General features: G+C 50.9%; 16 protein-coding genes and 1 other RNA gene. 12 read left to right on the top strand and 5 right to left on the bottom strand.

Translation table 11 applies throughout. From position 1 onward, the window contains the following. Positions 1 to 346: 346 nt before the first annotated feature. Both C8E01_RS19605 and xylA read left to right on the top strand, forming a co-directional pair. The gene (locus C8E01_RS19605; protein ID WP_116545147.1) at positions 347 to 1,831 is read left to right on the top strand and encodes a xylulokinase; all 1,485 of its coding nucleotides are present in this window, start codon (positions 347 to 349) and stop codon (positions 1,829 to 1,831) included. Between the two features lie 33 nt (positions 1,832 to 1,864). After that, the gene (gene xylA, locus C8E01_RS19600) at positions 1,865 to 3,196 is read left to right on the top strand and encodes a xylose isomerase (protein ID WP_116545146.1); all 1,332 of its coding nucleotides are present in this window, start codon (positions 1,865 to 1,867) and stop codon (positions 3,194 to 3,196) included. Positions 3,197 to 3,524: 328 nt separating this feature from the next. On the opposite strand, the gene C8E01_RS19595 is transcribed toward xylA, so the two are convergent. Both C8E01_RS19595 and rnk read right to left on the bottom strand, forming a co-directional pair. After that, a complete protein-coding gene (locus C8E01_RS19595; protein ID WP_116545145.1) occupies positions 3,525 to 4,547 on the bottom strand; it encodes a rod shape-determining protein in 1,023 nt (340 codons plus the stop codon). Between the two features lie 45 nt (positions 4,548 to 4,592). Beyond that, entirely contained in the window at positions 4,593 to 4,997 is a 405-nt protein-coding gene (gene rnk / locus C8E01_RS19590) for a nucleoside diphosphate kinase regulator (protein WP_116545144.1), read from the bottom strand. A 734-nt stretch (positions 4,998 to 5,731) separates the two neighbouring features. Between rnk and C8E01_RS19585 the strand changes: the two genes are divergently transcribed. The 3 genes from C8E01_RS19585 (at position 5,732) to C8E01_RS19575 (ending at position 7,251) form a co-directional block, all read left to right on the top strand. Further along, the gene (locus C8E01_RS19585) at positions 5,732 to 6,400 is read left to right on the top strand and encodes a trimeric intracellular cation channel family protein (protein WP_243409719.1); all 669 of its coding nucleotides are present in this window, start codon (positions 5,732 to 5,734) and stop codon (positions 6,398 to 6,400) included. A 281-nt stretch (positions 6,401 to 6,681) separates the two neighbouring features. Further along, positions 6,682 to 7,047, top strand: coding sequence for a hypothetical protein (locus C8E01_RS19580; RefSeq protein WP_116545143.1), 366 nt, complete (start codon positions 6,682 to 6,684; stop codon positions 7,045 to 7,047). A gap of 24 nt (positions 7,048 to 7,071) precedes the next feature. Further along, positions 7,072 to 7,251, top strand: a complete 180-nt coding sequence (locus C8E01_RS19575) for a hypothetical protein (protein WP_116545142.1) — start codon at positions 7,072 to 7,074, stop codon at positions 7,249 to 7,251. Positions 7,252 to 7,434: 183 nt separating this feature from the next. Here C8E01_RS19575 and ssrA read toward each other — a convergent pair. Next, positions 7,435 to 7,804, bottom strand: a transfer-messenger RNA (tmRNA) gene (gene ssrA / locus C8E01_RS19570). 305 nt (positions 7,805 to 8,109) lie between these two features. On the opposite strand from ssrA, the gene cfa reads away from it, so the two are divergent. Further along, positions 8,110 to 9,231: a cyclopropane fatty acyl phospholipid synthase gene (gene cfa, locus C8E01_RS19565; protein ID WP_116545141.1), complete on the top strand. Its 1,122-nt coding sequence runs from the start codon at positions 8,110 to 8,112 to the stop codon at positions 9,229 to 9,231. 223 nt (positions 9,232 to 9,454) lie between these two features. Here cfa and C8E01_RS19560 read toward each other — a convergent pair whose 3' ends face one another. After that, positions 9,455 to 12,550, bottom strand: a complete 3,096-nt coding sequence (locus C8E01_RS19560; protein WP_243409718.1) for a T9SS-dependent M36 family metallopeptidase — start codon at positions 12,548 to 12,550, stop codon at positions 9,455 to 9,457. 378 nt (positions 12,551 to 12,928) lie between these two features. Here C8E01_RS19560 and C8E01_RS19555 point away from each other — a divergent pair, with 378 nt between their 5' ends. From C8E01_RS19555 to C8E01_RS19540, 4 genes are all read left to right on the top strand, one after another. After that, the gene (locus tag C8E01_RS19555; protein ID WP_116545140.1) at positions 12,929 to 14,830 is read left to right on the top strand and encodes a DNA polymerase III subunit gamma/tau; all 1,902 of its coding nucleotides are present in this window, start codon (positions 12,929 to 12,931) and stop codon (positions 14,828 to 14,830) included. Positions 14,831 to 14,961: 131 nt separating this feature from the next. After that, positions 14,962 to 17,919, top strand: a complete 2,958-nt coding sequence (locus C8E01_RS19550) for a M16 family metallopeptidase (protein ID WP_116545139.1) — start codon at positions 14,962 to 14,964, stop codon at positions 17,917 to 17,919. A 504-nt stretch (positions 17,920 to 18,423) separates the two neighbouring features. Next, complete coding sequence (locus tag C8E01_RS19545) at positions 18,424 to 19,857, top strand: SLC13 family permease (RefSeq protein ID WP_116545138.1); 1,434 nt, start codon at positions 18,424 to 18,426, stop codon at positions 19,855 to 19,857. A gap of 259 nt (positions 19,858 to 20,116) precedes the next feature. Next, the gene (locus C8E01_RS19540; RefSeq protein WP_116545137.1) at positions 20,117 to 20,326 is read left to right on the top strand and encodes a hypothetical protein; all 210 of its coding nucleotides are present in this window, start codon (positions 20,117 to 20,119) and stop codon (positions 20,324 to 20,326) included. A gap of 80 nt (positions 20,327 to 20,406) precedes the next feature. On the opposite strand, the gene C8E01_RS19535 is transcribed toward C8E01_RS19540, so the two are convergent. Continuing rightward, the gene (locus tag C8E01_RS19535) at positions 20,407 to 23,331 is read right to left on the bottom strand and encodes a DEAD/DEAH box helicase (RefSeq protein ID WP_116545136.1); all 2,925 of its coding nucleotides are present in this window, start codon (positions 23,329 to 23,331) and stop codon (positions 20,407 to 20,409) included. Positions 23,332 to 23,668: 337 nt separating this feature from the next. Here C8E01_RS19535 and C8E01_RS21835 point away from each other — a divergent pair, with 337 nt between their 5' ends. Both C8E01_RS21835 and C8E01_RS19530 read left to right on the top strand, forming a co-directional pair. Then, positions 23,669 to 24,109, top strand: a complete 441-nt coding sequence (locus C8E01_RS21835; RefSeq protein WP_207774920.1) for an AlbA family DNA-binding domain-containing protein — start codon at positions 23,669 to 23,671, stop codon at positions 24,107 to 24,109. Positions 24,110 to 24,179: 70 nt separating this feature from the next. Next, positions 24,180 to 25,163 carry an ATP-binding protein gene (locus C8E01_RS19530; RefSeq protein WP_207774919.1) on the top strand — a complete coding sequence of 328 codons (984 nt, stop codon included), beginning with the start codon at positions 24,180 to 24,182 and terminating at the stop codon, positions 25,161 to 25,163. Positions 25,164 to 25,234 lie beyond the last annotated feature (71 nt).

Below are 25,234 nucleotides of genomic sequence, written 5' to 3'. Positions count from 1 at the left end.
GGTTAAACTACTTGGGTAAGTCATAAGTCTGCTAACTTTTCTTACTCAAACAACCGGCACCTGCTTTTTTATTCATTCAAATCAAAACAGCCTCTTACACCACAGAAGTCATTTAAATACGGCCTATCACGGGCATTCTCAGATCTTTGCTTAACAGCCTGGATCAGCTTCTCGCAGCCATGTTGCTAGCCTTTTAAGTAATAAACTACGTACCTCCGCTTAACCCCTGGCTGAGTAAGTAGATGGTCCAAAGGGCTTGCCAATCAATTACCAGGCTACACTGCCACGGCTGGTTCAGTTACAACATCAACCCGTTCATCACATCTAAGCTATTAAAACTCACTTTATGCTTTTACTAGGTATAGACATAGGCACATCGTCCATCAAAGTATCTGTAGTCGACGCCCAAACGCAGGAATGCCTGGCTTCGGCGCAGTACCCGGAAGAGGAATCCGACATCATTTCCCCGAAGGCGGGCTGGGCCGAGCAGTCACCGGAGATGTGGTGGGAGCACGCCAAGGCCGCGCTGCAAAAAGCCAACGCCACCGGCAGGTATAATCCGCAGGAAATCGGCGCGATCGGCATCGCCTATCAGATGCACGGCCTCGTGGTAGTGGACAAAGCGCAGCAGGTGCTGCGCAACGCCATCATCTGGTGCGACAGCCGCGCTGTGGAAATCGGCAACAAGGCTTTCAAGGCCATCGGCGAAGAGCGCAGCCTGGCCCGCCTGCTCAACTCCCCCGGCAATTTCACGGCCTCCAAGCTGGCCTGGGTGAAGGCCAACGAACCCGAACTCTACTACAACATCAACAAGATCATGCTGCCCGGGGACTATGTGGCCATGAAACTGACGGGCAGCATCACCACCAGCATCTCGGCCCTGTCAGAAGGCGTATTCTGGGACTTTCAGGAGGACCAGCTCTCGGAGGATGTGCTCAGCTACTACAAATTCGACAGGAATCTGATACCTGCCATCAACCCGGTTTTCTCCGAGCATGGCACCGTGAGCAAAGCGGTGGCCGACGAGCTGGGACTGAAGTCAGGTATACCGGTGACGTATAAATCAGGGGATCAGCCCAACAATGCCCTCTCGCTGAACGTGCTCAAGCCTGGTGAAGTAGCTGCCACCGCGGGTACTTCGGGCGTAATTTACGGTGTGAGCGACAAGCTGATTTATGACCCGCAGTCGCGCGTGAACACCTTTGCGCACGTAAACTATGCAGGCGACGAAAAACGGCTGGGCGTGCTCCTGTGCATCAACGGCACAGGCAGCCTCAACCGCTGGATAAAAAACATTGCGGGCACAGGTATAAGCTATGCCGAAATGAACCAACTGGCTTCTTCTATACCTGTCGGCAGCAACGGACTGCGCGTTATACCTTTCGGCAACGGGGCTGAGCGCATGCTCAACAACAAGATCGTGGGCACCCATTTCCACCACATCGACCTGAATCTGCACACCAAGGCGCACCTGTTCCGCGGCGTGCAGGAGGGCATCGCCTTTGCTTTCCGCTACGGCCTCGACATCATGCGCGAGAGCGGCATGAACCCCAACATCATACGGGCAGGCAAAGCCAACCTCTTCCTCAGCGATTCCTTTACCGAGGCTTTTGTGAACGCGACGCACGTGCCTGTGGAGCTGTACCAGAACGACGGCAGCGTAGGTGCTGCACTGGGCGCAGGCATTGGCGTGAAAGCCTTTAAATCAGAAGAAGAGGCCTTTACCAATAGCAAAAAATTGCAGGTGGTGGAGCCCAAAGCCATCGACCAGTACGAGCCGGTGTACCAGGAATGGAAGGCGCTTCTGGAGAAACAACTGAACGAAATTTAACCGCAAATCAAAACAGCTAAACCATAAAATCTCATGGCAAACCATACCTTATCCCAAACAGAATATTTCAAAGGCATCGACAAAATTAAGTTCGAAGGCCTGGAATCTGACAATCCGCTGGCTTACCGCTGGTACGACGAAAACCGCATGGTGGCAGGCAAGCCCCTGAAAGAGCACATGCGCTTTGCGGTGGCCTACTGGCACTCCTTCAACGCAGACGGCTCTGATCCTTTCGGTGGCGCGACGCTCAAATTTGCCTGGAACAAGCAGGACGACGTGATTGGCAGAGCCAAAGACAAAATGGACGCCGCTTTCGAGTTCATCACCAAGCTGGGGCTGCCTTACTACTGTTTCCATGATGTGGATGTGGTGGACTACGGCAACGACATCCTGGAGAACGAGCGCCGCCTGCAGACCATGGTGGAATACGCCCAGAAAAAACAGCAAGACACAGGTATAAAACTCCTGTGGGGTACGGCCAACGTGTTTTCGCACAGCCGCTACATGAACGGAGCCTCTACCAATCCCGATTTCCATGTGCTCACCCACGCCGCCGCGCAGGTGAAAGCCGCTTTGGACGCTACCATCGCCCTGAACGGTGAGAACTACGTGTTCTGGGGTGGTCGCGAGGGCTACATGACCTTGCTCAACACGAACATGAAGCGCGAGCAGGAGCATTTCGCCCGCTTCCTGCACACGGCCAAGGACTATGCCCGCATCCAGGGCTTCAAAGGCACTTTCTTCATCGAGCCGAAACCGATGGAGCCGACCAAGCACCAGTACGACTACGACGCCGCCACTGTGATCGGCTTCCTGCGCCAGTACGACCTGTTGGGCGATTTTAAACTGAACATCGAAGTGAACCACGCGACGCTGGCCGGTCATACCTTCCAGCACGAGCTGCAGGTAGCTGCCGATGCCGGTATGCTGGGCTCTATCGACGCCAACCGCGGCGACTACCAGAACGGCTGGGACACGGATCAGTTCCCGAACAACATCAACGAACTGACAGAGGCTATGCTGGTGTTCCTGGAGGCTGGTGGTCTGAAAGGCGGTGGCATCAACTTCGACGCCAAGATCCGCAGAAATTCTACTGATCCAGCCGACCTGTTCTACGCTCACATCGGGGGTGCCGATACCTTCGCCCGCGCCCTGATTACAGCCGACAACATCCTGCAAAACTCCGATTACAAGAAGATCCGGGAAGAGCGCTACGCCTCTTTTGACAGCGGCAAAGGCAAGGAGTTCGAGGAAGGCAAACTGACATTGGAAAATCTGCGCGACTTTGCCGTGGAGCAAGGTGAGCCGCAAGTGAGAAGTGGCCGCCAGGAGTACCTGGAGAACCTGATTAACCGCTTTATCTAGGAGTTTTTTATAAGTAATCCTTGTTAAAGGCATAGCGTCACCAGTTTTTTGATCGACTTTTAGAAAGAGTCTGTTAGGTTAGGAGGAGATTTGCTACCTATACCTGACAGACGCCTTTTTAATTCGCTTGCAGCCGGGCACAAAAAAAGGAGTATTGTAGTTCCTCATACCTGTTAACAAAGCTACCCGGGTACCGACTTTGGCGGCCTAACTTTACAACTATCTATTACAGAAAGTAACCCCACCGGCTTACAGACAGTGGGGCTCTAATTTCATGCTACCTTATAAGTTGCCAGGCTATACCTTATACCTGAGAGCTTTGGCCAACTCAGCGCATCAAGAACCTGAAGCGGTCGATGTTGCACAAGGCGGTGCCCGTGCCCCTTACGACAGCACGAAGCGGGTCTTCTACTACATGGGTTGGCAGTTTCGTTCTGGCAGAAATCCTCTTATCCAGGCCGCGCAGCAAAGCGCCACCGCCAGTCAGGTAGATGCCTGTCTGGTGGATGTCTGCCGAGAGCTCGGGTGGGGTCATCTCCAGGGTTTTCATCACGGCTTCTTCTATTTTGGCCAGCGAGCGGTCCAGAAAGAAAGCGACATCACTATAAGAAACGTGTACCTGTTTTGGCAATCCCGTCAGCAGGTCGCGGCCTTTAATGCCTACGTCCTGTGGCGGATTTTGCAGTTCAGGAAGGGCCGACCCTACTTCCAGCTTAATCCGGTCGGCAGTGGACTGCCCGATCAGCAGGTTATGGTGCTTGCGCATGTAGTGCACAATGTCAGCGGTGAAGCTTTCGCCCGCCACCTTCAGGGATTGGTCGCAGACAATGCCGCTCAGGGCAATTACGGCAATCTCGGTCGTGCCTCCCCCAATATCGACGATCATGTGCCCGTTCGGCTCCTCCACATCCAGCCCGATACCAATGGCGGCCGCGATCGGCTCGTGCACCAGGTATAACTCCCTTGCCCCGGCAATAACGGCGGAGTCGCGTATAGCGCGCTTCTCCACTTCGGTTATACCAGAGGGCACGCAAACCACCATCCGGAACGAAGATCCGAATTTCCTTCTACCCCCATTAATCAGTTCCAACATGCCCTTCATCATGTGTTCTGCCGCATGAAAGTCAGCGATCACGCCGTCCTTCATGGGCCGCACAATGCGGATGTCCTCGTGCGCTTTCCCCTCCATTTGCATGGCCTTCCGGCCAATCGCCAACACTTTACCAGATGACCGGCTGTAGGCCACGATAGACGGTTCGTCTACCACTACCTTGTCGCCCTGCATGACCAGAAAATTGGCCGTGCCCAAATCAATGGCAATATCCTCTCTAAAAAAATCTAAAAAACCCATTCTCTATGGCGTAAAAATTCTTCTCCAACAAACCTTGCCGATAGACTAAAGGTTAAGATTTCCTGCAGCTTCGGGTTGATACAGTACCTCCATCACCTCATACACGATGGTGCCTTTGGGCCCCGGCCGTTCCACTTTGTCGCCGACTTTGCAACCCAGTATGGCCGCGCCCACGGGCGCCAGCACCGAGATCTTGAACTTGGAAAGGTCAGCGTCTTTTGGGTATACCACAGTCAGTTCCATTTGGGCACCGCTCTTTAGCTCAGTCAACTTCACGAGCGAGTTCATGGTTACTACATCTTCCGGAATCTCTTCGGAGGCCACCACTTTGGCGCGTTTCAGTTCACGGCTGAGCGCCTCTACGGTATGGGCGCCGCTTACCGCACGCTGCGCCTGTACCAGGCTGTGCAGTCGTTGAAAATCTTTTTCAGTTACATAAATCGGGTTCATATATCTTAAGTCTTTAAAGCTTTATAAAATCTTGCAGGTATAGCGCCCGGCCAGGCCCCTGAGGCGGACGCTAAGCCTCCAGCGCACTATGCGTGGAGACAAATTAAAAAGGCAAACACACAAGAACTCCCCTACCTGCGCCTTTTGCGCTGCGTAAAGGTGTCTTGCGGAATAGCAAACTCTGGAATGTTGAGCAGGAGTACCCTGCCGTAAGGCATGGTGGCTTTCGCCCGGGGCCGGAGGTTTCCGGCTTAGTTAATGAAGGCCTTAGGAGCTGTATAAAAGAAAAGGCAATAACCATTCAGCACATCACTTTGAGATACGTGATGCGATGCCGCAACAAAGCCTGTGAGCGGCTCTGAAAAGAGATGAATTGTTCTGTTAGGTGGCAGCACGGTTCTGATAGTAATCTTTCAAAGTAACGGATAAAGCCCCATAAAAGCAAGGAAACAACCACTTTACCGGCTATACTACAGGTATACCGTGTCGATTGCCTACTGGTAAGGTAATAAATGCAAAACTGCCAAAACCGAGTATACTGTATAGTACCCCCGTCAACCGCATACCACCCTGCCACAGCACCTCCGGGTATAAGAAAACCGGAAATTGTTATGATAGGCGTTAAAAAATTGATTAGCTCTATAGTTCAAACCACCTTATATTCGTGAGTTTGTGTGGGTAAGCGAATCCTAGACAAAAACAGACACTCCTACCGCAATAATCGCGCAGGCAAGATGATGATAGACCTCTCGGCACTGAGTTTCACCACCTTTCTGGACCTTTTGGGGACTTTCGCTTTTGCTGTGAGCGGCATTCGCTGGGCCTCTAACAAGCAGTTTGATTGGTTTGGCGCCTATGTCATTGGGCTGGTAACGGCCATTGGTGGCGGCACAACCCGGGACCTGCTACTTAACGTGCCCCCTTTCTGGATGCAAAACGCCAGTTACCTGATCGTGACAGGTATAGCCCTGCTTGCCACGGTTGTGTTCCGAAAGCAACTTTTCCGCTGGGGCAGGGCTCTGTTTTTGTTCGACTCCATCGGGCTGGGTTTGTTTACGGTAGTGGGGGTAGGAAAAAGCCTGGAGGCGGGACTTCCATTCTGGGTATGCATTATGATGGGTGCCATTACCGGTTCTGTAGGTGGTGTTATCCGGGATGTTTTGCTCAACGAGGTACCACTGCTTTTCCGGAAAGACATCTATGCCCTGGCATGCATTGTAGGCGGCATCGTTTACATGCTCAGCTATCAGTACGGCCTGTCCATCTCTGTAACTGAACTGCTTGCTGCCTCAACTGTGATCCTGATACGGGTAGTGGCAGTACAGTATCGCATTCAACTGCCTTTTCTGAATCCCGTCGATACGGAGCTGGATGACAGAAACAAAAAAGAACAGAAGCGCTGAAAGGGCCATAAAATCCGTTAATTCTCACATCTCCAATAGTTTCAAGCTGGACTCCTTCCATTACATACAGCTATGAAAACCTTGCCTGGGCAGCTTCTTTTCTGTTCTTAACAAAACCCATTCTGTTGTACCGATTGAAGTATAGAGCCAACTATGTGCCCTGAAAGAGTCACACAGGCTATTTTTAAACATAAACTCCTAATTATCAATAATTTACAGTTTATATATCAGTTCAGCCGTATACTATAGTAGGATAATAGAATAAACCTTTTCCTATCAATATGAAAAACAAGCCCCTTTTTATCGCGCTGCTTTCTGGAATGCTGTTGCTCGCCTCTTCCCCTAGCTTCGCCCAAACGACGCAAACCGAGCAAGAGCGCATAACAGAACAGCAAAAAACAAAAGCAGAAGCCGATAAGCAGCGCCTGAATGACGCCTCTGATCTGAGAAGAGACACGAAGGCAGATGCCCGGGTTGCCAAGGCAAATGCAAAAGAGGCTAAGCGCATCGACAAAGAGGCAGCCTACGCGGCTAAGCAAGCTAAACGTGCCTCCAAAATGGAGGCAAAAGCGCAGCGGAACCGAACGGATGCTGACAAACAGTCCAAGAAAGCTGCCAAAGCCACCCAGAAATCAGATCTTAACTAGATTAATAAACTTACCTATACCGCTATGGAAAATAAATATCCTGAGGGATCCATTGTGTATGCCAAGGTTAACCCCGGCCTCAAGCTGGCAGTGAGGCGCTACGCCAAACGCATCTATTACTGCACCAACCTGGAGCACCCACTGGAAAAAGAGCTCGTATATTATGAGCGTGAACTGACGGGGGATAATGCAGCAGATAGTTGACTTCTTAAGGTTTGGTTACTTGCAGCACGCCTCATCGCTGTAGGCTTCAAGTATCAGCCTATGTAAGGAGCACTCTTTAGCACCTACCAGGTATAGCCTCTTCATTTTCCAAAAGCTTAAGCTCTGCAAAACAAACAAAAAAGCCCCGCCGGTTTGTAGCCAGCGGGGCTTTTCTGCTTAGGGTTGTGGAGATGCAGGGATTCGAACCCTGGTCCAGACAAGGAAATCGACGGGCCTTCTACATGCTTAGACTTATTCGGATTGTCGGGAGCTTGCAAGTATAAGTCAAACTTATGCGCACTCCTTAGATGCTTTATTTCGCCTGTGCACCGCACCCTTACACAGACTAGTCAATCGAGTCGAAGCCTCTGATGTGCAAGCAGATTCACGAAACCTGCACGAGACTATGGCAAGTGCTTAATACCTAGATTAAGCAGCCATGGCGTAATTAGATTCGCCAGTTATTGTTCGAACGGATTTTTAACAGGTGTTACGTTCATCACCCGACATGCTTACACGCAATCTGCACAAGCTGTCAATTCCAGTCATCCCCATAAGTTAAAGAACGTCGTATTCTTACGATCTATACTTCAAGAAGTATGCCACAAATCTACACTTTTTTGGGCATATTCCTATCTGCTAGTGCCAATAAAACACGTTATCTACGCTGTTTAGTTTCTTTCTACGAACGATAATAACAGACCAGCCTCCTCCTCTGGCCTTCTCTGGCTTTAGCCATTGATTGTCAATACTCTAGGCAAACACTGCTGCTATACCTGCACACAAAACCTATGCGAACGCCAGCCGTTACAAGGCCAATATAGTGCTTCTTCTATCTTTTTACTAACCTACAAAGCTATGGCAAGGAATAGTCTGGAGCAGCAGGTAACTGACATGTTGGCAACAGCCGGCATCACCGTGAACGGCCCCAACCCCTGGGATGTGCAAGTGCACGACAGTCGCTTTTACAAACGGGTGCTTAGCCAGGGCTCACTTGGGTTGGGTGAGTCGTACATAGACGGCTGGTGGGATTGTGAACGTATGGACGAGTTCGTGAACAAAGCCATACGGGCAGACTTGTACAGAAATGCCCGGTTTGGCTGGCGCACTGTGCTGGAGGTGCTGCTGGCTAAAGTAATTAACCTGCAACCCAAAGGCAAGGCTGCCCGCAATGCCCAGCGCCACTACGACATCGGCAACGGCCTGTACCAGCGCATGCTTGATAAGCGGCTGGTCTACAGCTGCGCCTACTGGAAAGATGCCGAAGACCTAGACCAGGCCCAGGAGCACAAGCTCGACCTGGTCTGCCGCAAACTACGGCTGCAACCTGGACAACGAATCCTCGACATTGGCTGTGGCTGGGGGAGCTTTGCCAGGTATGCGGCCGAAAGGTATGGGGTGGAAGTGGTAGGTATAACCGTATCGAAGGAGCAGGCGGCGCTGGCCCGCGAGCTTTGCAAGGGACTGCCCATCGAGATCAGGTTGCAGGACTACCGCGATGTGCGCGAGCAGTTTGACCACGTGGTGTCGATCGGGATGGCAGAGCATGTGGGCCACCGCAACCACCGCACCTACATGCAGACGGCCGCCAGTTGCCTCAAAGACAATGGCCTTTTTCTGCTGCACACCATCGGTGTCAACTTTTCCAAAACCTCCCCCGACCCCTTTATTGACAAGTACATCTTCCCGAACTGCCTAATACCTTCGCTGCGGCAACTCAGTGCTGCCATGGAGCATGTTTTTGTGGTGGAGGACCTGCACAACTTCGGCCCTGACTACGACCGTACCTTGCTGGCCTGGCACCAGAATTTCAACCAGCACTGGCCCGAGTTGCAGGGTGAGTATGGAGAGCGTTTCCACCGGATGTGGAGTTACTACCTGCTGTCCAGCGCCGGTTCCTTTCGGGCCCGCAATAACCAGCTGTGGCAGTTCGTGCTCTCCAGGAAAGGTATACCAGGTGGCTACGATGCGGTGCGCTAGGTATAGGTAGATGAATAATGATGAACTGTTATGCTGGTACTACAGCGAAATAATCGAGAATCAGGAACAGTACACGGGTACTAGTTTGTATACCTGGTGATCGGTATAGGCATAGGTATACGGATATAAATCCGGCTATACCTTTGCTATAACAGCGAACAAAAAAGCAAAGGCCGATGAAATGAATCACCGGCCCCGCCTCGTTAGGATAGTTAAACACGCATTATTTTTGCATCACGATTCGGATAAAGGACACACCTTCGTCTGTCACCAGTCTGGCGATGTACAGGCCGTTTGCCAGTTTGCCTTTCTCAAACTCGTAAACTTTATGCTCACCGGCTCTGCCCGTGCTGTGGGCCAGGACAGCTACTACGGTCCCTCTCATATCGAGCACTTCAAGTGTATAGCTGCCGTCCTCTGTTAGCGTAAAGCCGATATCCGTTTTTGCACCGAATGGGTTAGGCACAGCACGCAAGGCCATTCTCTCGGCGCTGATCTCAGCCTTGGCAGTTGCAGTAGCAGTAGCAGACAAGCCGCAGTTACCCAGTGTGCCATTCGCTTTAGTCAGCAGGGAATTCACAGCTTTAGGTTCAACGCATTCAGCCACGCCATCCACGCACACCAGTACTTTGTCTTTCTTCTTGTTATCGCCACAGCGTACGTCTACTACTGTGATCGTGATCGACTGGTGCTTGGTACAGCCATCGCCGTTAACGGCACGCACCGTGAAGGTATAGGTACCGGCTGCTGTTGGTGTGAAGATAACACTGGCGCCTGTTGTCGCGCTCAAGCCTTCGGCACCGCTCCAGGTATACTCGTTGTCAGCATCGCCACCGGCCTGCAGACGCACGTTCTGCGGACCGTAACCTAGGTATAGGTTTGAAGCCACACCGCCTGTGTATACATCCGAAGTAGCAACTGCTTCCAGGGTAAGCGGGGTAGTACAGGCGTATGTTTCCGGCAGATCAAAAGCCTCTACCTGGTCGAAACGGTTAAGGTTGGAGCCTTGGTCGGCACTGTGGCCCACACCTCTTCTGGCGAACACTTTCCAGATCAGCTCCTGGTTGGCGCCCTCGTAATTCTGACGGTCAGCCAGCAAAATCGCATCGCGACCATCCACAAAGCCAGGGCGGCAAGCCTGCAGTTTCAGCCCGTCGATCACCAGTTGCATGGCCATGTTGTTGCCACCTTTGCCGTTGTACAGGTCTTCATCAAAACCGTATTTGTCGATCAGCGCCCAGGTCATGTCCCACAGCATCGTGGACCATACAAAACCAACCCCATGCGGCTGGCTGATAGCTGGGTTGTTTGTGGAGGCATAGGTATGTGAATTCACCCCGAAGTCAGTAGAGTAAGGCGCAGGGCGAATGCCCGGACCATCCGTTGGCTGGCCTTTGGCATAGGTACCGATGCCTCTTACTTTGGCACCTGTGTCGCCCGGCCTCATGGTCATCATCAGGCCGAACCAGTCGCTCCAGCCCTCGCCCATCTGCTCGGCGTTGTTGAGGCAGTTTACGATGGTACGTCCGCCTGTCAGACGATTGGAGATACCGTGGCCGTACTCATGCACGATGATGCCGTTGTCGAAGTCACCGTCAATTTCCGGTTTGCCGTCATCCTTCAAGCGAACAATCACTTCCTCACCGGCATCTATTCTCGCTCTGAGAAGCGCACCTGCCTCCTGGCTGATCATCACAGCAGGTATGGTGATAGGCATAGTTGGGGTACCGCCCATCGCAATCGGCGCTCCGGGAGCATTGTTGATCACGATCACAGCGATAGCGCCCGCCAGTTGGGCAGCTTCCACTTTCTCCGTAAACGGACAGGTTCCTCTATAGGCCACGGCAATGTTTCCGGCAACTTCCAAGGTGTTTGTCAGCGCGCCACAGCCCTCCTGCGGAAGACCGGAGGTGCCCTGCCCTACCACGAGTTTGCCTACCACAGGATCTGAGGTGAGTTTGCGGGCCCAGGCCGCTTCTGTTGCCGGATAACTGCCGGCCACAGAGGACGGGGAGATTACCGTTACCATATCGGGGTCAGGCGGGCTGCTCCACAGGTACATCTGCATACGCGGGGCGAAGCCGTCGGCTGGTGTAGAGAAGTTGGCGTTGTTGCGGGAAGTACCGTTGCGGTTGTCCTGTGCCTCAGCCAGCACCGGGTCACCCTGCGATCCGCCTCTTCCGTAGTTGTTCAGCTGGAAATTGCCGCTGGCCTCGTCGAAGCCATACTGGTACCACACATCGTGGATCACGTTGTTCCAGTAAAACAGGTTGGTGATCGCTGCATTACGATTAACCACCGGCGGTTTGGTGAAGTCGATCGGAAAGTCAAAGCTTAGCTCCTGCCCACCATCGGGACTGTAATTGGTGCTCCAGCTGTTGTTGTTGTTCGGGTCTTCGTAGGCGTACACATTGTTGCCGCGTGTTCTGGTTTCGGTGTGCCAGCCCTGCGGCGAAGCTAACTGGTTAGCGGCAGAAGTACTCACGATAGAGCGTGGCCCATGGGTGGGACTTTCCAGCGGCATGGCGAAAACGTTGTAGGCGTTGGTCACCTGTACGATGCTTGCCTGTGGCGCCGCTACATAGGGGGAGGCCGTGCTGTGACTGTGCTCGTCGTGCAGGAAGGCTCCTCCCGGACCATCATTCTCGAATTGGCATTGCACTACCATGTTGTCTCTGTCCAGCACAGCGCCTGTGGTGGCATCCAGGCGGAGGTTCCACCAGTTCTGGGCGTCCAGTTCATAGATCGATACTTCCCAGGCGAGTCGCAGGCTGCCATCCTCCATCAGTTGGTAAACCAACTTGGCAGGTATAGGTTCCAGCGAGATGCCAGCTTCAGAGAAAGTAACGGCTCTGTTGCGGCCATTTCCCCGCTCCTGCACGGTCAGGGGCTCTTTCATAACTATACCTAGGTGCTGCGCTGCAGCCGCCACAGCTCCGGCTGCGTCCAGGCCCGGCTGATTTGATTTCACCCGCTTGCCTACCTGCTTCTGCATGCGGTTGCCCATGGTAATCACGCGGCCCTCTTTGCTCATGCTGATGTTGGTCACGGCGCCATGCACTTCAATCCCTCTGTAGAGTTGCTTGATGTACAGATGCTTCATGCCACTTTTAGGGCTTTCAGATTCGCTGGCCAGTTCGAGCTCAGCGATATCCTCGTCTTCTAATTCGAGTTGTTGTTTGTTTTTCTGAATGTGATTCAGAGCAGCCTGCGGAACGGCTCTTTGATCGGACCTTCCCTGCCCGTAGGTGGTAAAAGTGCCACACAGGAATAAGACCAGCAACAGAAGTTGCCAGTGCAGTTGTACACGTGTTTTCATGCGCTATGTTTTTAAGAGTTTGACAATCTCGGTTGGAAGGCACGGATTGTTGGATCGGAGTAAATAACCTCCTAAAAGTAAAGAGCTTACGACATGAAAAACAGGAATAATAAGCGATAAAAGTAACTATAAAAATACCACTACAACGTTATAAAAATCAAAGTCAAGCTTAATTATTCAGCTTAATAAATAGGTAGACCGGGGACTTTTCCACTCGTATAGTTTATTTCATATATAGGCTACGCAAGATGCAATCAGAGAAAAATTTTACTACCTTTCCCACGGCCTTATTCATTTCGCACTGTGGATAAACCTTGGGAAAACTACTGTATAAAAAGCTCTCCCATCTGAGCATCAGATTGATTATCTTTGTAGGTAATGGAAAATTTTGTAGTATCAGCGCGTAAATACCGTCCGGCCACGTTCGACAGCGTGGTGGGGCAGCACCATATCACCAACACCCTCAAAAACGCCATCAGCAGCCACCATTTGGCCCAGGCATTCCTATTTTGCGGGCCGCGTGGTGTGGGTAAAACAACCTGTGCCCGTATCCTGGCAAAGACCATTAACTGCCAGAACATCACCCCGGAGGTAGAGGCCTGCAACGAATGCGAATCGTGCCGCAGCTTCAACTCCAACAGCTCGTTTAACATCCACGAACTCGATGCTGCCTCTAACAACTCCGTGGAGGACATTCGCAACCTGGTGGAACAGGTGCGCTACGCCCCACAGACCGGCAAATACAAGATCTACATCATAGACGAGGTGCACATGCTCTCGAACCAGGCCTTCAACGCATTCCTGAAGACGCTGGAAGAACCACCTGCCTATGCCATTTTCATACTGGCCACCACCGAGCGCCACAAGATCATCCCAACCATTCTGTCGCGCTGCCAGATCTTTGATTTCAACAGAATCCGGATCGAGGACATGGTGCGCCATCTCGGCAACATCGCCCAAAAGGAAAACATACAGGCCGAACCCGACGCCCTGCACCTGATCTCGCAGAAAGCAGACGGTGCCCTGCGCGACGCCCTGTCTATTTTCGACCAGATGGTGACCTTTTCAGGCCACAATGTGACCTACAAGGCCACGGTCGAGAACCTGCACATCCTGGACTACGACTATTATTTCCGGCTGACAGACCATTTGCTGGAACAGAACTTGTCAGGGGCGCTGCTGCTGTTCGACGAGATTCTGAAGAACGGTTTTGATTCGCACAACTTCCTGATCGGTATAGGCGAGCACTTCCGCAGTCTGCTGGTGTGCAAAGATGTTCAGACAGTACAACTGCTGGAAGTATCAGACAACATCAAAGCCAGGTATGCAGAGCAGTCGCAGAAGTCCTCTGTGTCGTTTCTGCTATCGGGGCTGAACCTGGTGAGCACTTGCGACACCAACTACAAGAGTAGTAAAAACCAGCGTCTGCATGTGGAGCTGTGCCTGATGAAACTGGCACACCTGAATGCGGCCTTTAGTTTCGCGCAGGAAGGAACCGAGTTAAAAAAAGCTAAGGTAGCAGCCCCGGCACCAGCCGCTACCAAACCTGCAGGTGCCCCGGCTATACCTTCTGCGGCCATGCAACCTTCGGGTGGCGCAGTGCCTTCGGCTGCCATGCAGCAACAGGGCACGGCTATACCTTCCGAAAGCTTGCAGCAACCGCACCAAGCCGGCCATGTGCCATCGCAGGACCTGCAGCAGCCCCCTAAGCAACAGCAGGTCACGCCGGATGCGCACCTGACACCGCCTCAGGCGCAGGCTACTCCCACTCCTCCCCTACAGCGGGCGTCTATACCTGTGCCACCTCAAAAGAAGCTCGGAAAACTACCCAGCCTCAAGGATCTGCAGAACCCTCCTGTGGCTGTAGCTGATGTGGCGATAGCCGAGGAAGAAGATGAAGCCGCTTACGGTGCCGCAGCCCCACTCGACCAAGCCCGTCTGAACACGGTATGGCATGCCATCCTGCGCCGCAAAAAAGGCGAAAACATGATGGAGTATACCTTGCTGAACCGCCAGTTCCACATCGGGGAAGGCAACGAGATCGTGCTGCACCTGGAGAACCATGTAATGATGGACCAGTTCACGAGTCTGCGCCCGGAGATCCTGCGCGAGTTGAAGCAGGAAACAGGAAACCGCAGCATCAAACTGAGAGCCGAGGTAATGGAGGTACAGGAAGGAAATAAACTGTACACTTCACAGGATAAATTCAACTACCTGGCCGAGAAATACCCGGTGCTCGTCGATTTAAAGCAGCGATTCGGTCTAGACACCGATTTCTAATTCAGAAAATATTTTATATTTGTAAAGTTCTAATTAAAACACAAGGTGAGTCATGAGGCTTTCTCCCCGGAAGCTTCGTGACTCGGCCTTTTTGTTGTGCTATACCTTATTCAATACCTAACATCACACCCATGAAAAAAGGATTATCGTTGTTATTGGTTGCGTCGGCGCTCACGCTCACGCAATGCAAGAACGAGACGTATCAAACCCAGTCAGCCAGCGAAACCGCTGAGACCACATCGGCGCAGAAGGAGTATAAATACGAAACCGTTCCGAACGACCCGCTCAACGCCCGCGTCTATACCCTGGACAATGGCCTGAAGGTATACCTGACGGACTATGAAGATGCGCCGCGTGTGCAGACCTTTATAGCAGTGCGTGCAGGCTCTAAGAACGACCCGGCCGATGCGACTGGTCTGGCACACTACCTTGAGCACATGGTATTTAAGGGCACGAGCCAACTGGGTACCCAGGACTGGGCCAAAGAGAAAGCCGAACTCGACAAGATTGAGGCCCTCTACGAAAAGCACCGCAACACTACAGACCCAGCCCAGCGCAAAAAAATTTACCACCAGATTGATTCCATCTCGGGTGTAGCAGCTACCTATGCCGTGGCCAATGAGTACGACAAGATCCTGGGCGCTATCGGAGCCAAAGGTACCAACGCCTATACCTCTGTAGAGCAGACTGTCTACACCAACGACATCCCGAGCAACCAATTGGAGCGCTGGGTAGCGTTGGAGGCCCACCGCTTCGGTGAGTTGGTGCCACGCCTGTTCCACACCGAGCTGGAGGCAGTGTACGAAGAGAAGAACCGCACCCTCGACAATGACGGCTGGAAAGTAATGGAGACGCTGAACGCGGCCATGTTCCCGACCCACCAGTACGGCACACAGACCACCATCGGTACGGTGGAGCACCTTAAGAACCCGTCTATCACGGCAATTAAGAAATACTTTGATGAATACTATGTGCCGAACAACATGGCTGTAGCACTCAGCGGTGACATCGACTTTGATGAAACCATCCGCATGATTGATGAGCATTTTGGCAAGCTGAAGCCGAGTACGGCACCTACTTTTACAGTAGCCCAGGAGAAGCCCATCGCGCAGCCAATCGTGAAAGAAGTAAGCGGCCCGAGCGCTGAGAACGTGTCCATCGCCTACCGCTTCCCGGGCATGAGCTCACGCGACGCGCAGGTGCTGAGCATGATCAGCGCCATCCTCTACAACGGACAGGCCGGCCTGATTGACCTGAACCTGAACCAGCAGCAGAAAGTGTTGCAGGCCTATGGCTACGACAACCAGATGAAAGACTACTCAGTGTTCCGTTTGGGTGGCTCGCCACGCCAGGGTCAGAGCCTGGACGAGGTAAAGAACATGCTGCTGGCGCAGGTAGAACTAGTGAAGCAGGGCAAGTTTGACGACGAGTTGATCCCGGCCATCATCAACGACAACAAGATCAGCCTGATGCGTGCCTACGAGCGCAACTCTGAACGTGCCGATGCTTTTGTGACGGCCTTCATCTACGACATTCCGTGGGCCGATTATGTGAAGCGCCCGGAGCAGTTTGCCAAAATAACGAAGCAGGATGTTATGGAAGTTGCCAACAAGTACCTGGGCAACAACTACGTGCTGGTGTACAAGCGCAACGATAAGAATGCCACCGCCCAGAAAGTAGATAAGCCAAGCATTACGCCAGTGCCGGTTAACCGTGACGCACAATCGGCTTACTATCAGAACTTTATGACACAGGAAGTTTCGGAACTTTCGCCTGTGTTCGTGGATTACAAAGCCGATATCAAAGAGGCCAAGCTGAAAAACAATATTCCGCTTCTTTACACCAAAAACAACGAGAATGGCTTGTTCCAGATGTATTACATTCTGGACATGGGCACCGACAACGACCAAAAGCTAGGCATGGCAGTGAACTACCTCCGCTTTTTGGGAACAGACAAGTATACGGCCGAAGAACTCAAGAAAGAGTTTTACAAACTGGGTACTTCCTTTAATGTGTCCTCTTCCGGCGACCAGGTATACGTAACGCTGTCTGGCCTCGATGAGAACTTTGAGCCAGCACTGGCCCTGTTTGAGAGCGTGCTACAAAACCCGAAAGCGGATCAGAAAGCCCTTGACGACATGGTGCAAGGTATACTGAAGGCCCGCAACGATGCCAAGCTGAACAAAGGCGTTATCCTGAACCAAGCACTGGTAAATTATGCCAAGTACGGTCCGAAGAACCCGTTCACAAACGTGCTGTCGGAGAAGGAACTGAAGGCTGTGAAGCCGCAGGAACTGGTGAACCTGATCAAGAGCATCCCGACTTACGAGCACCGTGTGCTGTACTATGGCCCACGTGAAACAGACGCTCTGGTAACGACGCTGAACGCAGGCCACATCGTGCCAGCCAAGCTGAAGCCGGTACCGGCCGAGAAGGCATACGCCGAGCTGGATATCAAGCAACCGACGGTATACTGGGTAGATTACAACATGGTGCAGGCCGAGCTGATCTTCCTGACCAAAGCCGATGCTTTTAAGAAAGAAATGGTGCCGACTATCCGTTTGTACAACCAGTACTTCGGCGCAGGTATGAGCTCGATTGTGTTTCAGGAGCTGCGTGAGTCAAAGGCGCTGGCTTACTCGGCTTACTCTAGCTACAGCACAGCCAGCAAGAAAGACCGCTCAAACTACATCCAATCCTACATTGGTACGCAGTCAGACAAGTTGCCTGAGGCGATGGCAGGTATGCAGGAACTCCTGACCAACATGCCACTGGCAGATGAGAACTTCAACCTCGCGAAGGCATCGGTGCGCAACAGCATCTCTTCGGAGCGCATCACCAAGTCGTCTATCCTGTTCGACTACGAGCGTGCCAAGCGCCTCGGCCTGGACTACGACATCCGCAAGGACGTGTACGAAAGCGCCAACAGCCTAACCTTTGACCAGCTGCAGGCATTCCAGAAGCAGTTTGTGAGCGGCCAGCCGCAGGCGATACTCGTAATTGGCTCTAAAGACCGTCTGAACTTTAAGGAATTAGAGAAGTATGGTAAAGTGAAGCAACTGACACTGGAGCAGGTGTTCGGATACTAAGCCTTGGTGCTATACCTTATAAACAAAAGCGGCAGCCTGATTGGGCTGCCGATTTTGTTTTATACCTACTTCAATGTCATCAGCCAAAGCAACGCTCTTTAGAATATCCATGCCCCGAGGCTTTACAGAGGGCCCTTATTCCCAACTGTTGAGGATGTCCGCGTCCCCGTGCGTGGGTCTGCAGGTATATGGGGATTAGGAAATCCCCTGCCGTTGGGGGTGGGGGCCCTCTATTAAGTTTTCGGATTGATCAATCCGAAAGAGCCTGTTGCACATTTGCCTGCTTTGCGGGTATACGGGGACCAAGATGTCCCCAGCAGAAGTGCTTCCGGATATGTGTGTCCGGAAGATCGGTCTCAGATAGCAGTCTTAGAGTCTGAAAGAGCGCTGAGCATTCACACAGGTATAGCCGAGTTCAAGAAAGTATCTCAATCTAAGCCCCTCCCGTATTTGCCTACATCTTAGGAGGATAATGGATACCTTTGGCAAACGGGCTAGTTTAGCATGATGGACAAAAGAATAAAGCGCTTGTACAGAATCAAAACAGAGCTGCAGCTTCCCAGAGTGAAACGGTTGCTGACGTTTTTTGGGTTTGTCATCATTGGCATGTTGTCGAGTTGGATCATACTGGAAACAACCGATTACTCCCCTCCGGTTGCTTATATGACAGGCATCCTGGTAACGGCGGCTTTGCTTTGGGCTACTGAAATCATTCCGCTTTTCGCTACCTCGCTTCTCATTATAGGAGCTCAGATTATCCTGCTGGGCAATCCGGGGGAATGGGGTATGTTGCAGACGCCAGGTATAGCAGCCATACCTTACCAAAGTTTTCTGGCACCGTTGGCAGACCCCATCATTTATCTCTTCTTGGGTGGCTTTATACTCGCGAGGGTTGGGGTAAAGGTGAACGTGGATGTATACCTGTCGAGTGCGATGCTGCGGATCTTCGGGTTGTCTGCCAAAAGCGCTCTGCTCGGTGTGATCGTGTGCACCACCATTTTTGGCATGTGGATAAGCAACACCGCCACTACCGCTATGATGATTACGCTCACAGCGTCTTTGCTTGCTTTTGTTCCGGCGGGCAACACGTTTCGCAAAGGCCTCACGCTGGCTATACCTTTCTCGGCTAGCATTGGCGGTCTCATGACGCCCATCGGCTCTCCGCCCAATGCTATCGCGGTCGGACTGCTGGCAAAAGATGGGGTACCAATCGACTTTCTGACCTGGATGGTGATCATGTTCCCGCTCGTGGTAATACTGCTGTTCATCCTTTTTCAGTTGCTCTGGTACAGGTATAAACCTGAAACACCCTTAATGCTGACGCCTGTTGAAACCAAACCGTTTGGCGGAGAAGGCATCTTTGTGATCATCGTATTCACGATTACGGTGCTCCTGTGGCTCACGGACAGCCTGCATGGCATTCCGTCGGCTGTGGTGGCCTTATTTCCGGCCATTATGTTCACAGCCACGGGGCTGCTTTCTGTAAAGGAGTTCAACAGAATTGAATGGAACATCCTGTTTGTGATTGCGGGCGGTCTGGCACTTGGGCAGGGTATGAGCCTCACCGGCCTTGATCAAGTAATCGCCAGCTCAATGCCGCTGGAGAGCGAATGGATTGTCCTGATCATCTTTACTACCACGCTGGTGGTCGGCACTTTTATGTCCAACACCACTACGGCAATCCTGTTTATACCTATGGCCATGTCGATGGCGCACCAATTGGAGGGTGTGAATGTGAAGTTCATGGCGATCGGGCTGGCCGTGATGGCCGGTAGTAGCATGGCGTTGCCCATCAGCACGCCTCCCAACGCCATCGCCTACTCATCTGGCGAACTTACCTCGAAGGATTTTATCATCAACGGCGTCGTGATAGGTGTATGCAGTCTCTTCATCACGTACGTCTACTTCTGGCTGCTCACTTACTTTGGTTTGTGGTAGGTATACGATGCCCCCAGGAGGCCCCTTCGTCCTAGCTCTCTTTTTCGCGTCCTGTTGTTTTGCACAGCAGGTATAGCGCATTGGAATCCGTTTTCCAGAAAAAAAACGCTGGTTGATCCAGTCGATTGTCAAGTTGGTATAATAGGTATAATTCGTCTTGTTTTAATTTCTATATTGGTATAGGCATTAGGCAATTATCCACAGGTATACCTGCGCTTGATGCGGACTTCAACAGGTATTTACTTAATTGACTCAGGACATGGAAAACAAGATGAACTACACCAAAGCGATCGTACTTCTCGTGTCGGGTACTCTTGCACTTGTCGCCTCGCTCTGGCTGGGTGCCGAAAGCGGAGCTTACGGGTTTCTGATAGGGTATGGCTGTACGGCGCTGGCTGGCGGTGTGTTGGGGTTGGGGTATAGCTACTACAAGAATCAGAAAGCGAAGAAGGGAACTCTTATACCTTAGCTTTCCTCAGATGCCGGGACTAGAATATGACCAATGAATGTAGCCTACGCCTGGTACTTCCTGCTGCGAACCAGGCTTCCTTACTGACTACTGTTACTACTCAGGTTCAGCCAATCGTCTTTGGTGAGCGAACTGAAAAAGCTATTATCGGCTGTTACCAGATCGGTGGCCAGTTTAGACTTGCTCTCCTGCAGGACTTGAATCTTTTCCTCCACGGTATTGGGGCAAATGAGCCGCACGGCTATTACTTTTTTCTCCTGCCCGATCCGGTAGCTTCGGTCGATGGCCTGGTTCTCGACGGCTGGGTTCCACCAAGGGTCCACAATAAACACGTAATCGGCAGCTGTTAAATTAAGGCCTGTGCCACCCGCTTTCAGGCTCACCAGAAATACCCGGATCTCGTCATCCGTCTGGAACTGGTTCACCACTTCGCCCCTGTTGCGCGTGCTGCCGGTGAGGTACGAGAATTTGATATTCTCTTTTACCAGCTCTTTCTTGATCAGGTCCAGCATACCGACAAACTGGGAGAACACCAGCACCTTGTGATGCCGCGCCACATTCTGTATCTGTTGCATGAGCACCTGTATCTTAGCAGATGTATCTGAGAAAAGCTTCGCATCGCCGGTTAGTAATGGAGAGTTACAAATCTGGCGCAGTTTGGTGATGCCGCGCAACACATGCATCGGGTGCTTGGTCAGTTCCTCTTCCCCGCTGGCGTTAATGTAGTCTCTGAATTCCTGCTCGGCTGTGTCGTATACCTTGCGCTGCTCCTCTCCCATTTCGCAGTAAAGGACCATTTCCGTCTTGTCAGGAAGTTCTTTGGCTACTTCGGCCTTTGTTCTTCTCAGCACAAAGGGGCCAATCCGCTCCTGCAAAGCCTGTGCGCTGCGCCTGTCCTTAAACTTGTCGATGGGCATGGAGTACGTGTTTCGAAAGTAGGTCCTGGTGCCCAGCAAACCTGGATTGACAAAGGAAAGCTGCGCATAAATATCGAAGGTATTGTTTTCAAAAGGCGTACCTGTAAGCACCACCCTGTTGCGTGACTGCAGCAAGCAAGCTGCTTTGTAACGCTGCGAGTTTGGGTTCTTGATGTTCTGCGACTCGTCCAGGAAGGTATAGCCGAAGGTGTATTTCTTCAGAAAGACAATATCAGTGAGTAGCGTGTTGTAGGTGGTGATGACCACATCGTATTGCTGGAAAGCGTCTGTGCTCTTTGCCCTGTTTGGACCGTGGTGTACGAGTACTTGCAGCGATGGCGCGAACCTGTCCAGCTCCGCCTGCCAGTTCGGTATAAGCGAGGTAGGCACGACCAAGAGGTGTGTTTGCCGCTCCCGTTTTTCCTGCAGCAACAGCATGAACGCAATTACCTGCACTGTTTTGCCCAGGCCCATGTCATCGGCGAGGCAGCCGCCAAATTGCAGATCGTCTAAGAAGTTGAGCCAGCTCAGGCCCTGCAACTGGTATGGCCGAAGCGTGGTCTGCAGTCCGGCTGGCACGGGCGCTGTGGCAATGTTCTCCACGTTGCTCAGCTGCGCCTGGTACCACCACAGCTCCTTGTGCACCTGCTCGTCCAGCATGTAGTCTTCGAACAACTCCGTGAGCACGGCAAAGTTTGTTTTGGGAATTTGCAGTTGCTCTTCCTCCACTATACCTGTGTCGAAATAAACTTTTAGCTTCTGTAGCCACTCTTCAGGTATAATGCCCATGGTGCCATCGTCTAGCAGCACGTACTTGCTCTTGTTTACGACCGCCTTCTTCAGCTGCTTGATCGAAGCTTTTTTACGTCCGAACTTCACGTTCACCGTCACATTAAACCAGTTGAGTCCGCTGTCTACCTGTATAGCCACTGTGGCTTTGTGCTGGTTGAGTTTGTTGCCCTGCAGGTCGTTAAAACCCAGAATCGTAACTCCATGCGCAGCCAGGTTGTCGAAGACATCCAGGAACCAAGCCTCGTCCAGGAAGCGCTCCTTGTGCAGGTAGAAGTAGTCGAGCATGTTATCCAACTGCTCCCAGAAGTGCGGGTGCTGCTGTATTAGCAACTTGGTATAGGCTGTTTCTAACTCGGTGTTCCGCGCCACATAGAAAGGTCTGCCCATGTTATCCTGATCATAAATCAGCTTATTCGACAGCAGCGGAATCTCGATTTCGCCATATCGTACGAAGGGATGCAGCAGCACATAATTCTCCGACTCGATCAGGTATAGCACCTTTTCCAGCTTCTGGTTAAAACCTCTGCTCCGCAATTGCGCTTTGGTGGCGAGCTTCAGGTAGGTATACTCCACAGGCACATGCGTGTCAATCTTAGTCAGCACCTGCTGCTGAAATTGCAGAAAGGCATCGTGCGGCAAATGCAACTTCTGGTCGTGCTTTTTGAAATAGGCTATTACGGCAGGCAGGTGTAGGTTGGAGCACAGGTACCAGGCATCATCGGCCACCAAAAAATGCTCATACCGAACATGGATGCGGCTAAGGGGGTAATACGTGCCGTTTATAAACAAATCGCTTGTGATGCTAAACACATCGCTGTTCAACCCAATGCGCACCTTAAAATCCATCTGTGGCTGGGTCACCTGAACAGGAGCAATGGAGCGCGGCGTTATTTTCTCGGAAATTTCGCTATCGTGGAGGTAGAAGGTATAGCGGAGCGGATTGCGCACCAGCGCCTTAAAACTGGCTGCATCCGTCGCTGACTTTTCATAGAAACTCTGGAAGCGGGCAATGGCGCTGTAGAATTTCAACTCGTCCGGCTTTTCGGTCCGCCATACCTGTTCGAGCGGGTTCAGGACTGTAAAAGGCGCTTTGAGTTCACCCGTACTGCTCAGGCTGCAGTAGACCAACTGGGCACTAAATAAGTTGTAGTAGCGGTGTCGCCCGATGACGATAATTGTTCTGGAATCAGAAGAAGACTCTGTAAGTTGTGGTTGAGAAGCAAAGTATGCCGCAAATAGCGACTCTGGGTCGTCTGCGCTGTTAAAAGGTTCGAACGGTGGGTATTGCTCTTCCATTGTCTCTTCTCAGGCAGTCGCTATACCTACCAAGCTGACTATACCTTAGCTTCAAAGTTAATCAAATGAAAGGTTAGGCGTAGGATCTCGGGTGTTTGATTTTGGAGTTGTTTCGGTAAGAACAGTAACGGCACTTTAAATTTGATATCGCTAGTTATAGCGAAGCGGGAACCGGTAAATATTTGTCAGCTACAAGTTATGCTATCATTAACCTTGCAGAATGAGAGAATTCTATACATATTTAACTATCTTCCATTGATGATTCTTTTGCTTCACCTAATTAAAAAATAATATCTTTTACCTTTATTTGATTTTTTAAAAGAGTATAAAATTATTTATGCCAGGCCTCCCTATAAATCTAAATGATTTGATAAATGCCACCACTGTGGAAAGTGAGCGAATTGAATTCAAAGAATCTTGGAATCCAGAAGAGATAATGCATTCTTTATGTGCGTTTGCGAACGATTTTCACAACTTAGGGGGAGGCTACATAATTGTAGGCATTGCAGAAAGGAACGGGATGCCTGTATTACCACCAAAAGGTCTCCTCCCAGAACAAATTGACGCTTGCCAGAGGAAGCTACTTGAGATATGCAACAGAATCATTCCTGCGTACTTCCCTGTTTCTTCGGTAGAGTTTTTTCAAGGAAAGCATATTCTTGTATTATGGGCAACTGGCGGTGACAATCGTCCCTATAAATGTCCAAAAAATATTGTTCCGAACCCCATTTATAACTTCTATATTAGGAAGGGCTCCAATTCTGAAGGCAATACCTGATGAAGAAAGGCAATTGTATGAGCTCGCGAACCGTATTCCTTTCGATGATAGAATAAATCACCAAGCATCTATGGATGACTTGAAACTCCCTTTAATACTTTCCTTTCTTAAAGATGTAGGAAGTGACCTATATCAGAGAGCAAACAATATTCCTTTTATAGAACTGTGTCAGCAATTACAAATTGTAAAAGGGTCTCCAGAATACACTAAGCCCGTTAACGTTGGCTTACTCTTGTTCAACGATCACCCTATAAAAATTTTTAAGGGTGCAAAAATTGATGTAGTAAGATACTTTGATTCCATAGGAGATGAACTTGAAGAGAGGATTTTTGAAGGCCCTATTCATATTCAACTTAAGAATGCTCTACAATTTATTCAAAATAATATAATTGCAGAAAGAGTAAGAAAAGTACCTAATCAAGCTGAGGCCCAAAGGTTCTACAATTATCCTTTTGCTGCTATTGAAGAAGCTTTGGCTAATGCCGTATTTCATCGGAGTTATGAGTTAGAAGATCCTATCGAAGTAAATATTAGACTAGATAGAATTGAGATTCTTTCTTTTCCTGGCCCTGTACCTCCAGTTAATAATGAAGATTTGAAGAAGGATAGAATTGTTGCAAGAAGTTACAGAAACAGGAGAATAGGGGATTTTCTTAAAGAACTAAGATTAACAGAAGGAAGGGGTACTGGAATTCCTAAAATAAGAAGAACTATGAATCTCAATGGTTCTCCAAATCCCGTGTTTGACACAGATGAATCAAGAAGCTACTTTCTTGTTACACTGCCTATTCACGCAAACTTCCTTCCTTTACCCGATGTTCAAGATGTGTTCTCTACTAAAAATATACTTCTACTATGCAGAAAGCCACACAGTAGGCTTAGTATATTGACTGAGTTAGGTATGGATGCTGGTGCTGCTAGTTATAGGAAATATATTCAGCCACTTATTCAATCAAACTTCTTACAACTTACTATTCCTGATAAGCCGAGTAGTAAAAACCAAAAGTACGTTACAACTAGTAGAGGCGAGGCTCTATTAAAAAAAATTGGCTAGGTCGCTCAAGGTATACCTGGGAAGCCGACTGAGGCATAGAATGGAAGGAGAAGTCCATACAGCATTGTCAA

The organism is Pontibacter virosus (assembly GCF_003096355.1).
Lineage (GTDB): Bacteria > Bacteroidota > Bacteroidia > Cytophagales > Hymenobacteraceae > Pontibacter > Pontibacter virosus.
Note: the sequence above shows the minus strand (reverse complement) of the source record. Positions and strands in the feature narration are given on the sequence as shown.

What these genes read in the sequence shown, in the direction of transcription:
- C8E01_RS19540 (WP_116545137.1), top strand. Translation starts at nt 20,117, where the DNA reads ATGGAAAACAAGATGAACTACACCAAAGCGATCGTACTTCTCGTGTCG.
- rnk (WP_116545144.1), bottom strand. Translation starts at nt 4,997, where the DNA reads ATGAACCCGATTTATGTAACTGAAAAAGATTTTCAACGACTGCACAGC.
- C8E01_RS19550 (WP_116545139.1), top strand. Translation starts at nt 14,962, where the DNA reads ATGAAAAAAGGATTATCGTTGTTATTGGTTGCGTCGGCGCTCACGCTC.
- cfa (WP_116545141.1), top strand. Translation starts at nt 8,110, where the DNA reads ATGGCAAGGAATAGTCTGGAGCAGCAGGTAACTGACATGTTGGCAACA.
- C8E01_RS19535 (WP_116545136.1), bottom strand. Translation starts at nt 23,331, where the DNA reads ATGGAAGAGCAATACCCACCGTTCGAACCTTTTAACAGCGCAGACGAC.
- C8E01_RS19585 (WP_243409719.1), top strand. Translation starts at nt 5,732, where the DNA reads ATGATGATAGACCTCTCGGCACTGAGTTTCACCACCTTTCTGGACCTT.
- C8E01_RS19545 (WP_116545138.1), top strand. Translation starts at nt 18,424, where the DNA reads ATGATGGACAAAAGAATAAAGCGCTTGTACAGAATCAAAACAGAGCTG.
- C8E01_RS19595 (WP_116545145.1), bottom strand. Translation starts at nt 4,547, where the DNA reads ATGGGTTTTTTAGATTTTTTTAGAGAGGATATTGCCATTGATTTGGGC.
- xylA (WP_116545146.1), top strand. Translation starts at nt 1,865, where the DNA reads ATGGCAAACCATACCTTATCCCAAACAGAATATTTCAAAGGCATCGAC.
- C8E01_RS19555 (WP_116545140.1), top strand. Translation starts at nt 12,929, where the DNA reads ATGGAAAATTTTGTAGTATCAGCGCGTAAATACCGTCCGGCCACGTTC.
- C8E01_RS21835 (WP_207774920.1), top strand. Translation starts at nt 23,669, where the DNA reads ATGCCAGGCCTCCCTATAAATCTAAATGATTTGATAAATGCCACCACT.
- C8E01_RS19560 (WP_243409718.1), bottom strand. Translation starts at nt 12,550, where the DNA reads ATGAAAACACGTGTACAACTGCACTGGCAACTTCTGTTGCTGGTCTTA.
- C8E01_RS19530 (WP_207774919.1), top strand. Translation starts at nt 24,180, where the DNA reads ATGGATGACTTGAAACTCCCTTTAATACTTTCCTTTCTTAAAGATGTA.
- C8E01_RS19575 (WP_116545142.1), top strand. Translation starts at nt 7,072, where the DNA reads ATGGAAAATAAATATCCTGAGGGATCCATTGTGTATGCCAAGGTTAAC.
- C8E01_RS19605 (WP_116545147.1), top strand. Translation starts at nt 347, where the DNA reads ATGCTTTTACTAGGTATAGACATAGGCACATCGTCCATCAAAGTATCT.
- C8E01_RS19580 (WP_116545143.1), top strand. Translation starts at nt 6,682, where the DNA reads ATGAAAAACAAGCCCCTTTTTATCGCGCTGCTTTCTGGAATGCTGTTG.